The sequence below is a fragment of the Bradyrhizobium sp. Ken01 genome, from assembly GCF_055807355.1.
Window position 1 is genome coordinate 1 of sequence record NZ_JBVVPC010000094.1, and the last position, 10,323, is coordinate 10,323.

Annotated in this window: 9 protein-coding genes and 1 pseudogene; 7 read left to right on the plus strand and 3 right to left on the minus strand. The window is 58.5% G+C overall.

Features of this window, described 5'->3' with window-relative positions; all coding sequences use genetic code 11:
- Nucleotides 1-76: 76 nt before the first annotated feature.
- Nucleotides 77-331 (plus strand): annotated as a pseudogene (locus AC0L3S_RS38185) (IS3 family transposase); the annotation flags it as partial.
- 197 nt (nt 332-528) lie between these two features.
- Here the strand turns inward: AC0L3S_RS38185 and AC0L3S_RS38190 are convergent.
- Nucleotides 529-972 (minus strand): low affinity iron permease family protein, encoded by a 444-nt coding sequence (locus tag AC0L3S_RS38190; RefSeq protein WP_259219212.1) that lies wholly within the window; start codon nt 970-972, stop codon nt 529-531.
- 259 nt (nt 973-1,231) lie between these two features.
- Entirely contained in the window at nt 1,232-2,272 is a 1,041-nt protein-coding gene (locus AC0L3S_RS38195; protein ID WP_259219211.1) for a glycosyltransferase family 4 protein, read from the minus strand.
- Nucleotides 2,273-4,323: 2,051 nt separating this feature from the next.
- Between AC0L3S_RS38195 and AC0L3S_RS38200 the strand changes: the two genes are divergently transcribed.
- Together AC0L3S_RS38200 and AC0L3S_RS38205 are read left to right on the plus strand one after the other, a co-directional pair.
- Complete coding sequence (locus tag AC0L3S_RS38200; protein ID WP_259219210.1) at nt 4,324-4,491, plus strand: hypothetical protein; 168 nt, start codon at nt 4,324-4,326, stop codon at nt 4,489-4,491.
- 689 nt (nt 4,492-5,180) lie between these two features.
- Nucleotides 5,181-5,444 (plus strand): response regulator, encoded by a 264-nt coding sequence (locus AC0L3S_RS38205; protein WP_259219208.1) that lies wholly within the window; start codon nt 5,181-5,183, stop codon nt 5,442-5,444.
- A gap of 28 nt (nt 5,445-5,472) precedes the next feature.
- Here the strand turns inward: AC0L3S_RS38205 and AC0L3S_RS38210 are convergent, their stop codons facing one another.
- Nucleotides 5,473-5,736 carry a DUF6894 family protein gene (locus AC0L3S_RS38210; RefSeq protein ID WP_374762395.1) on the minus strand — a complete coding sequence of 88 codons (264 nt, stop codon included), beginning with the start codon at nt 5,734-5,736 and terminating at the stop codon, nt 5,473-5,475.
- 313 nt (nt 5,737-6,049) lie between these two features.
- Here AC0L3S_RS38210 and AC0L3S_RS38215 point away from each other — a divergent pair, with 313 nt between their 5' ends.
- From AC0L3S_RS38215 to AC0L3S_RS38230, 4 genes are all read left to right on the plus strand, one after another.
- Nucleotides 6,050-6,271 carry a hypothetical protein gene (locus AC0L3S_RS38215; RefSeq protein ID WP_219685551.1) on the plus strand — a complete coding sequence of 74 codons (222 nt, stop codon included), beginning with the start codon at nt 6,050-6,052 and terminating at the stop codon, nt 6,269-6,271.
- Between the two features lie 53 nt (nt 6,272-6,324).
- A complete protein-coding gene (locus AC0L3S_RS38220) occupies nt 6,325-6,705 on the plus strand; it encodes a hypothetical protein (protein WP_219685550.1) in 381 nt (126 codons plus the stop codon).
- A gap of 203 nt (nt 6,706-6,908) precedes the next feature.
- A complete protein-coding gene (locus tag AC0L3S_RS38225; RefSeq protein WP_259219207.1) occupies nt 6,909-8,348 on the plus strand; it encodes an IS1182 family transposase in 1,440 nt (479 codons plus the stop codon).
- 199 nt (nt 8,349-8,547) lie between these two features.
- Complete coding sequence (locus tag AC0L3S_RS38230) at nt 8,548-10,185, plus strand: MASE4 domain-containing protein (RefSeq protein ID WP_259219206.1); 1,638 nt, start codon at nt 8,548-8,550, stop codon at nt 10,183-10,185.
- Nucleotides 10,186-10,323 lie beyond the last annotated feature (138 nt).

Below are 10,323 nucleotides of genomic sequence, written 5' to 3' on the forward strand. Positions count from 1 at the left end.
ACCCGGTCCATCCGGGCAACCCTCGTCGCAACATCGAGGGTGAGTCGCCTCATTTTGTGGGGGGACATACAGTCTAGTGGTGACGCCCGCTGGGAAGCGGAAGGCTGTCGCTCATCTGGTGGATGCCCATAGGATGAGCGAACGGCGCGCGTGTAAAGCCATCGGCTGCTGCCGTATGACCATGAGATATCGGACGCCCCAGGCTGTCGATGCTAACCTTCGCCAGCGCATGAGGGCGATCGCCCAGGAGCGCCGCCGCTTCGGCTATCGGCGGCTGCATGTTCCGCTCAGGCGGGAGGGGTATCTGATCAGCCACAAGAAGCTCTTCCAGGGAATGCCCCACAGAAGGCAATCCAGCACACCACCGCCGCGCATTGCAGCACAACGAACTGCGGAGTGCCGCGAATGATCCGATTGCATGAAAAACACGATGATGAAGATCGATCTTTTCCTCATCCTGCTTTTCAAGCCGCAGGATGGCGTCGATATTTTCTAACGGTCTTTTCGGTGATTCCTGCGCTGACATCGTCAGCTCGCGATCTGCTCGGCGGCTCGCCGCGCTGACTGTCGGGTCCGATCGAGTGTCTCATCTCCGGCTTTCTCGGCTCGGGCACGCGCTTCACATTTCGAGCGAAGCTCCTCAATCTCATCATCTGTGAGGTGCTCGATTCCCACCAGACTATTGCGCGCCGCGCTCACGCGAATGAGTTCGTCCAGCTTCACCTGAATGGCCGCGCTGTCACGGTTTTGCGAGTTCTGAATCAGAAATACCATAAGGAAAGTTACGATTGTGGTCCCAGTATTAATGACCAACTGCCACGTGTCCGAGAACTGGAAGAGTGGGCCGCTGATGCCCCATACGACCACCACACCCGCGGCTAACAGGAAGGTCGAGGCGCGGCCAGCCGCAAGCGAAGTCTTGTTAGCCAAATCACCGAAGAATTTTGAGATCCGGGATGGTTCGTGTCTCATGATTTTAGCCTCTACCACCGACCGTAGTGTTGTGTTGGGGCAAAAGTTCCGCGTTAGAAACTATGCTCTGCGCCATACTCTGTGAAATGCTTTTCGCGGGCGCTCCCGAGAGCAGGTATTGAAAGCGATCGCGGAGTACGTCCTAATCCGCGCCCGCTTGAGCCGACCTCAACCCTGGAATTTCACTTGCTCCGGACTCCAGACGGATCGCCAAGGCTTCGAGTCATGCCGGTCCACAAGCCAGCTGCGGAAAAATCTCTCACGCGAAGCGTTTTCCACGAGCGACCAGGTCGCAATATCGGGTCTCGTACTCTTTCGCCATCCGGCTTGCGGCGAAGCGCTCCTCGAACCGGGTGCGGACCATGCGTCGGTCCAGCTGGGATAGTTCTTTCACTGCCCTGATCGCCTGCTCCTCACCATCGACGATGAAGCCGGTGACGCCGTCCTCCACGACTTCCGGCACTGAGCCTGATCGATAGGCGATCACGGGCGTCCCGCACGCCATCGCCTCGATCATGACCAGACCGAACGGCTCGGGCCAATCGATCGGAAACAGCAGGCCTGCTGCATTCGCGAGAAAAGGCTGTTTCTTCGCGTCGTCGACCTCGCCGACGAGCTGAACCGTCTGGCCAGCGATGTTCGGCTCGAGCTTGTTCTTGAAGTAGGCCGTCTCCGCCCGAGGAATCTTCGCAGCGATCCGCAGGGGCATCCGCGCCGCCCGCGCGATGCGGATGGCATCTTCCGGCCCCTTGTCCGCCGTCAGCAGCCCCAGAAAGGCCAGGTACCAACCTGGCTCGTAGGATGGCCGAAACATATCCTTGGGCAGTCCGTGCTGGATCGTCGCAATCCAGTTCGCCTCCGGATGCGGACGACGCTGGTCGGCGGAAATCGAGACGAACGGAGCGTCCGCAAAGGCACCGATTACCTGGGGCAGACCGGGAAGGTCTAGCCGGCCGTGCATCGTCGTGAGGAAAGGCACGCCGGCTCGGCTGAGCACCGGAAGGGGCAACCAGTCGACGTGCGAGTGGATCACGTCGAAGTCGCGCGCTCGCTCGGCGACGGCTTCGATCAGAAGCGCGCAGGCTGCGCTCGGATCCGCCCCTTTCCGCCCCAGGCGCAGCGCGCGCGGCCACACGGCGTGAAGCTTTCCCTTTGTCTTGGAGTCCTCGCTTGCAAACAGGGTGACGTCGTGTCCGAGTTCGACCAGTTCGTCCACGAGCCAGGCGATCACTCGCTCAGTGCCGCCGTAGAGCTTGGGAGGTACGCTCTCGGCCAACGGAGCAAGCTGGGCAATCCGCATCGGCTAGACCCCGAACACGAATCGCAGGACTGTCACGATCCTCGCGGAAATGAGGGACGAAATCGCGAGCAACGTCCAATAAGGCCTCGTGCTTCCGCAGACCACGTGCGCTGCGAGCGTCTTCACGGCCGTCAACGTCCGTCTCGAGGAAGCCGCTGCAGGTAGGCTATCCCGAAGCCAGCGAGCTCTTCGGTATCGCTCTCGCGCGGCTTCGACCGCCCGTGGAGGTGGCGCTCCAGCAGGCAGCGCCGGCTGTCGTGCGCATCGACCTCGGGGTGGCGCGCCCGGTACACCATCCAGGCGGTCTCCGTGGCGTCTTCAAAACAACTTTGTCGACCATGCTCACTCTCCGGAGACGAACCCAGTCGCTGCCAACTCAAGGCATTTCGGAAAGTTTCCGGATTTTCCCGACAGTAGACGAAGGGAGGAGGCTCAAGATGCTCTGCGCCCGCGTACTTGCCGCACGCCGGCGCTGCAGGCGTTGGATTCGGCCAATCCATGTGGAGGCGACAGTGGGGCGCGGGCTTCGCACGACAGCTGCTCGACCGGACCATCCCGTCCGGTTTGCGGCCCGGAAAACTTGGCTTGAAATCGAGTACCGTCCTGCCCTTCTCCGCAAACGGCCATCCGAGGTTTAGGCGTTCGACTAGGCTTGCGAGAAGATGTCGAGATCCGGAAGGCGCGCGGCCACTGGCCCGAATTTCCGCCCAGACGGGCCCCGCGCGCGGCACTCGGTCCCACCCCGGCCTAGACCACCACATTGGAGGAGAGCTTGCCGACGTGCCGCAGGCATCGCGGCTCGCCTTGGTGTCTTCAGCTGAGTTTGGGCGGCTCAATGTGTGTATCTTTTGATACTTTGCGCATCGTTATGCTTTGCTACTGTTTCCCGGAACGGAGGGGGCGTGGCATGGACCAGCTAAAGAAAGCACTGGGGCAACTCACCCCCCACACTGTCCGAATTGCCGCATCACTATGAGATGGTTCCGCTCGGAGCTGGTGCGCGACAACACGGAAGAGACAATCGCTCACCTTTTCGTCTGCCCCAACTGCAAACGCGCAGAGCGGAGCGATACAAAGTTCACTCCGATGCGCGGGTCGCCCGACAAACTGGCATCCCAGGTTTCGCGCCTTGACTGGTGGAAGGTAAGCCGCCAGGGGCGGCCCTAACTGAAACGCGCCGGAAGAGCGGCGGGCGCCAGCGAATGTGTCCTTTTCAATCAGGAAGCAGGAGGAGCGTCGCAGCTTAGAAGATCGCCGGGTGTCACAACACCTGACGACCAGAGCACTCACGGGCCAGCTACGGTACCGGGTGAAAAACCGTTCTGCGGTTGCCTGTTTCTCAGAGCGCAAGCGACTTTCCGCTCGTGGCCGACCGCCGAACCGAGGCGTGCCGATTACGGCTGATTACGGCACATGGAATGGGAATGCACGGCCCCGGCTGTTTCTCCCAACCTGCGGCTGGGGCCGTTTAGACGTGCGTTGCATCGCTCAACCCGGTCCGCCACCATTTTAGAGGTATTGCCATCGCGCTATTTGGGCTGACCATTCTTTTCGCAACTCGATCAGCGCTCTTCTATGGCCGAAATACTGACGCTGCGCGCACGGTTGTGCGGGCGATTAGTCGCGGTTTGGGGTTGTAGGTGCTGCGCTCATTCGGGCGGGGATGCGAGCTTCCTCAACGGCTATTTCTTCAACAGTATCCCTATCCTTCGCGCCATTCGCCTCACAGATCCTGCGTGACGGCCCAGCTCGGCTGCGACTCTTCGATACGCCAGCGCCTGCCGGGGCCAGCTTGGATAATTGCTGGACCTCACGGTCGGCCCATTGCTTTGGCTTTTGTGTTTTCATGATGCTGCGGTCAAACCTGCCGCAATTTAACCATTGCGCCTGGTTACCGGCACTTGGGAAATTTACGGGTGGTGCCGGCCACCACGATATCATTGCGAGCACATCATCGTTTGACAGCGCATCTATAAGCTTATCGACCGCTGAAGCTGGGTTGTGTAGCCGCACGGATATCGTGCAGCACGCGCGAGCGTCATGTCGCTCACATGGACCTTTTCCATCTATGGAAAGAAGACCGGGGGATGGTGGTTTTCCCTGACGATCCGACATCGGGTCGCACGCTCCGGGATGCCTGCTGTGACTACATCGAAGCTATGGCCATCGATTCGGACGAAGACGATCAGGACGACGTTGGCGACGATGATGAAACCTGACTCGCAGCTCCATTGAGGGACTCAAAGGTCCCATAATGATCTTTAAGGCAACTGAGAATTGCGATGGCGGGCGCTCTGCGGGGCGTTTCCTCTGGAGGCGACCGCGGATGCTGGAGTAAGCGCGCGTTCCAAGGCGTAATTGCGTGATCAGGTCAGGGCTGAAGAGGTCCTTCTCTCCGCGCCGAAATTCCTTCCCTGTATCGTTCGCGAGCACCGCATGTACAGCAAAAGCCGTGGCGGAGCCGTGTGGTCCGTCAGAGCACAAAGGTTTCAACCAGGACGAATGTCCAGTCGGAACATTGCATCAAATGAAGAGCGTTGGCGCTCGAGACGAAAGCCAACCGCAGCAAGCATATCGAGTGGCGGTCGGGGCCAGGAAAAACCAAAAAATTAGTTCTCGCGCATAATCATAATGACTCCAACGCAAAAACAAAAAATAAGGTGGGAAAAACATGGGAGGCTGGAATGGAAACCGCACAGCGCTTGCGCGCGATGGCGCGCTCTGTCGGCAGAGTGCCGCGCTTCATCCTGACAGAAGCTGGAAACTGCTCGCCGAGGCAGAATACTGGGAGCATTTGGCGGCGACTCCTCTCCCAACAGACATTGAACGCTGCTTCATCCCTGGTCAGCATGACTTAGCTGCTGCCTAGCGCTCACCTTTTGTCGTTTTGAAAATCGGATTGGGGTAAATGAGTATTCTTTGGGGCCAGTGGATGACTTCGTGTACCAACGAACGGCCGATGTGTCCCGTATGCAAACACCGGATGGCATTGGCGCGCATCTCTCCCGGCAAGTCCGGATTCGAGACGCGCACGTTCGAATGCTCGACCTGCGAACGTACCGAGACGGCGTCGTTCGCTGTGGATCCAATGAAGACAGATGCGGTCGGTTGGCTTGCAGGCGAATTGACCCGCCTCGGTGAGCTTGGTGCTGTTGGTGATGCAGCCGGATGAATGTCCAATCGGCAGCACGAACGTTGTGCTATCGTGAGTACAATGGTGTGCCGGGACCTGGGTGGCGTTTCCGGATTGCAAGAGCATCGAGCGCAGTGCGATAGATTTCAGCGTTGCTGTGATCTCGAACCCGAATTGCAGAATTGTGGGACATCAGTTCTGGTCGCACCAGCGTGAGCTCCGCTGCGAGACGTTCTGCTTGGTCCGCCGCTCCTTGTCGATCTTCTAAGATCATTCCGCCCTGATGCTGGCATGTTGCATCGGTGACAAGCTCGAATTCATAGTACGGCATGAAAGCCTCTCTACAAGGCCCCGCTCAGAGCGTACCTGCGCTCCCCATCAGATGAATTATCGTATGTGAATGCGAAAGCTGGTTTGTGGAAGGATGCGGACCGACTTTCGACCAATGGCCATATCCGGTGACGCTGTGGCGGGCTGATGCTGTTCGCCGAAGTCCACAAAATCTGCGCCCTGGCTTGCGGGCCATCTGCGTACCACCATACCGAAGCCTTGGTTGCGAGACGCGAAAGGCAGTAGCTTTGGTGCGATCGAGGAACTTCGGAGCTTCAACAATATTCTGTCATGATCAACAAGGAGGGATCCGCATGCCGATGCAGACCGTGATGGACAGTACCGGCGACAGCCGTCACTTCTTCGATGCGGACGATGCAGGGGAAGTAGCCAAGGCGGAGCAGCGATTCCGCGAGCTGACGAACGTCGGCTTCACCGCCGCGGTCCGGACCGGTTCAGGTCAGGTGTCGCGGATCCGATCGTTCGACCCCACTGCGGAAGAAACTCTCTTCTTCCCCAGGCTGGTCGGCGGCTGAATCGCGAAGCCGTGCGGCTGTTCAGACGCTCGCGGCCGGGTGAACGCTCACGGATGAGAGCTGCAAAGGCGCTGTTCATTCGACACGGCGCCGAGAGCACTCCGGAAGGACGCGCGCTGCTGCTGCTGCTGCATTACCTCTCGCCTGTCCAACGGCGGCAATTCGCGGAAAAGGGTTATTTCGAGGTAATCGGCGGCGACACGGGCAACCACTATAGGATCTATGCGGGAGCGGCTGCGAATGTCTGCGAGATCGGCGAAAACGGCGGTCCAAGGATCGGCTTGTGTTTCCTGCCCGTTGGCGATCTTCCGATTGGAGACGTGATGCTGGCCCAGAAGATCGCGCTCGAAACGTGCGAGGGCAGCGCGCTCGCGGTAGCCCGAAAGTTCACTCCCAGCCGTTTCTTGTTCAGCCGGTCCCGCCCGCTTCGCTAGCCGCGCGGCGTCGTGTCAGTCAAGTTTGGGCGTGACGTCGCCTATTGGGCCTTCGCTTCCATGACGGGCTGCCGCTACATGCCCGTTCACCGGGGTAGACCGGAAGTCATCACATCGGGAGCAGGCCGACGCGATTGACCCTGGCTGTGTGAAAACGCCATTGCGCTGCTATGATTCTCTCGATGATTCTCGGGAGAGAATTAATGAGGCGGTTCATTGAAGAGGCGGATCGTGGGCAGTCGACGCTGCTGCCCGAATGCCTCGATGATTTCGTTGACGAAGGCAACCCGGTTCGCGTGATCGACGTGTTTGTCGATGCGCTCGATTTGGCGGAAATGGGCTTCGATGGGGTGGACCCGGCCGCGACCGGACGGCCGTCGTACCATCCTTCGGTGCTCCTGAAGCTTTATATCTACGGTTATCTGAACCGGGTTCAGTCGAGCCGGCGGTTGGAGCGAGAGGCCGGCCGCAATGTCGAGGTGATGTGGTTGCTGGGCCGGCTCGTGCCTGATCACAAGACGATCGCGGACTTCCGCAAGGACAACGGCCTGGGGCTACGCAAGGTATGTGCGCGCTTCGTTGAGCTTTGCCGTGAGATGGGCCTTCTCGCGACGGCGAGCGTTGCCATCGATGGCAGCAAGTTCAAGGCCGTGAACAACCGGGACAGGAACTTCACGCGGGCAAAGGTGGAGCGGCGGCGTGCCCAACTGGAGGAGAGCGTCGCCCGCTATCTGAGCCAGCTTGACACCGCCGACCGGCAGGAGCCGACCGAAGCGCTGGCCGCGAAGGTGACAAGGCTCAAGGAGAAGCTGGCGAAGGTGAAAGAGCAAATGGGCAAGCTTGCCGTCTACGAGAAGCAGATGCTGGCTTCGCCCGACCAGCAGATATCTCTGACCGATCCCGACAGCCGCTCGATGGCAACCAGCGGCCGCGGCTCGGGCGTCGTCGGCTACAACGTGCAGGTCGCTGTGGATACCGATCATCACCTGATCATTACCCATGAGGTGACGAACAGCGGCTCGGATCGAGCGCAACTCGCCAATATGGCCAGGCAGGCAAAGAATGTATTGCAGACCGAGACCCTCGATGCCGTTGCCGACCGCGGCTACTTCAGCAGCCCGGAGATCCTCGCCTGCCACGAGGCCGGCATCACGGTGACCCTGCCCAAGCCGATGACTTCGGGCGCCAAGTCGGACGGACGCTTCGGCAAGCAGGACTTTGTCTATTTGCCGGAGGACGACGCCTATCGTTGTCCGGCCGGGGAGCGGTTGCCGTATCGCTATACAAACGAAGAAGCCGACAAGATGCTGCGGCGCTACTGGACCAACGCCTGCAAGAATTGTTCGATCAAATCCCAGTGCACGCCCGGGTCCGAGCGACGGATCACGCGATGGGAACACGAGCATCTGCTCGACGCCGTGCAGCAGCGGCTCGATGCGAACCCGCTCGCCATGCGACTACGTCGCGAGACCGTCGAGCATCCGTTCGGCACCATGAAGGCGCGCATGGGTGCGACGCACTTCCTGACCAAAACCCTCCCAAAAGTCGCCGCCGAAATGGCCCTCTCGGTCCTGGCCTACAATCTGACCCGGGTTATGAACATCGTTGGGACCAAGCCGTTGATGGCCGCGATCGTGGCCTGACGCTAAACGGTGCGGCTTTCTCCCGGCTTCCCCGAATGGAGTTTTTACACGACCAAGACCCATTCCGGACGTCTATGCTGGCTGAAATAGAGCCGCCATGGTTAGATTAGGGGTCGAACAGAAGCTTACTCTTCTCACTGCATTACTGTTTTCTTTGGCTGACCCTGAACTCATTGTCCAAGATAGCCAGGACGACGCGATGAAATTTCATCAAGCTAAGTTTGGAATGAGCCAATTGCCTGCAGACGAAGTGGGTCAAGATTTTCCATTGATAATCGCAACGATGCCGGCAAGCTCGCGGCAACGTGCCGTAGCAGTCGGTGTCATCGTCCTTTTGATGGTGGCGGCGGCAGTTATGGCACCATACGCGAACATACAGGTCCGCCGAATTGACTCATTCATCCCGGTTTTGCAAACCGTCTTAGCCGTTGCCGATCTCCTCACGGCAATTTTTCTGTTCGCTCAATTTTCTATCCAACCGCAACGCGCGTTGCTTGCGCTCGCGAGCGCTTACATATTCAGCGGCTCATTTGCATTCCTGCAGACGCTCGCTTTTCCGGGCGGGTACGCGCCCGACGGTCTGATTGGTGACGGACCTAACACTCCAGCTTGGATTTACGTGCTTTGGCACAGCACGTTTACGGCGGCTGTCCTTGTCTATGCAATCTCCAAAGACACCATCGGAAACAGCAAGTTTCCGGCCGGATCCAAAATGGCACCGATCATAGTTACTGTTGGTGGTGTCCTTGCGACGATTGCTGTACTCACTTGGATCGTATGCACAAAGACGGAATACCTGCCAAGCTTCTTCACTAATGACATCAGATTGCAGACGAAATTTGGGAATCAGGTCAACCTCGCGCTGTGGCTCTGGGGTGCTACCGCGACAGCGGTATTGCTGTTACGTAGACGTACGATCCTAGATTTGTGGTTGATCGTGACGTTGCTTGCCTACATGCCTAGCTTCTTGGTGGCAATCATCGGCAGCTCGATACGATTTACGATTGGTTGGTACGCAGCTAGATGCTTTGTTCTCGTTGCCAGTTGCATGTTGCTGAGCGTGCTGATCGTCGAGACAATCTTTCTCTATTCACGTCTCGCCAGTGCGATCATTTTACAAGGCCGCGAACGCGCCAACCGACTTTTGAGCATAGATGCTGTCACGGCGGCCATTGCCCACGAACTAAGGACGCCGTTGGCAGCGATATCGCTTAATGCCAACACCGCGCGGAGCCAACTTCGTTCGAAGCCTCCAGAGCTTGATCAAATGGACGATATACTCAGTGATATAGAAGGCGACAGCTTTCGCGCGAACGAAATCATTACGAGCATTCGCGAACTGTCAAAGAAAACGACTGATCGAAGCGCATCTACACGTATTGAGGATGCGGTTCGCTTAATACTTAGACTGTTGCATCATGAGCTTACAGTCCATGAAGTAGCTGTCACCACAGAATTTGAGAGTAGTCTCCCAGAGGTGCATCTAGATAGCACGCAATTGCAGCAAGTGCTCTTGAACCTCGTCAAGAACGCTGTAGACGCAATGCACTCCCTGCCTCCAGAAGCCCGACATCTGCGGCTCACAGCGAGTTTAAACGGCCAGTCGAGGATACTATTGTCGGTTGAGGACTCCGGGCCTGGAATTCCGGTTGAGGATCGCGAGCGCATATTCGATCCATTCTTTACGAAGAAGTCCGCTGGTATCGGCTTGGGCCTCGCCATCGCTTCTAGCTTGGTAGCGGGCTTCGGAGGCACATTGCGGCTCGCCAAGTCAGACTGCGCTGGTTCCGTTTTTCAGATCGAGATACCGGCCAGCGGGCAACACTCGGCCAAGTAGGTGCGATCTTTGGACTATCTGCGAAGTAGCGGCGGCATTCAACAGGTCCGCTCACCGGCGCACGAACTTCATGGTCGGGCGTTGGACCGCCTCGGCGATGGCTTCCGCATCTCGGAAGTCATTCTTCTGTCCCTTCGA

Bases quoted from the DNA above. Each gene is read 5' to 3' on its own strand.
- AC0L3S_RS38215 (WP_219685551.1), top strand. From the start codon at position 6,050: ATGCCGATGCAGACCGTGATGGACAGTACCGGCGACAGCCGTCACTTC.
- AC0L3S_RS38205 (WP_259219208.1), top strand. From the start codon at position 5,181: ATGAGTATTCTTTGGGGCCAGTGGATGACTTCGTGTACCAACGAACGG.
- AC0L3S_RS38195 (WP_259219211.1), bottom strand. From the start codon at position 2,272: ATGCGGATTGCCCAGCTTGCTCCGTTGGCCGAGAGCGTACCTCCCAAG.
- AC0L3S_RS38225 (WP_259219207.1), top strand. From the start codon at position 6,909: ATGAGGCGGTTCATTGAAGAGGCGGATCGTGGGCAGTCGACGCTGCTG.
- AC0L3S_RS38230 (WP_259219206.1), top strand. From the start codon at position 8,548: ATGAAATTTCATCAAGCTAAGTTTGGAATGAGCCAATTGCCTGCAGAC.
- AC0L3S_RS38220 (WP_219685550.1), top strand. From the start codon at position 6,325: ATGAGAGCTGCAAAGGCGCTGTTCATTCGACACGGCGCCGAGAGCACT.
- AC0L3S_RS38210 (WP_374762395.1), bottom strand. From the start codon at position 5,736: ATGCCGTACTATGAATTCGAGCTTGTCACCGATGCAACATGCCAGCAT.
- AC0L3S_RS38190 (WP_259219212.1), bottom strand. From the start codon at position 972: ATGAGACACGAACCATCCCGGATCTCAAAATTCTTCGGTGATTTGGCT.
- AC0L3S_RS38200 (WP_259219210.1), top strand. From the start codon at position 4,324: ATGGACCTTTTCCATCTATGGAAAGAAGACCGGGGGATGGTGGTTTTC.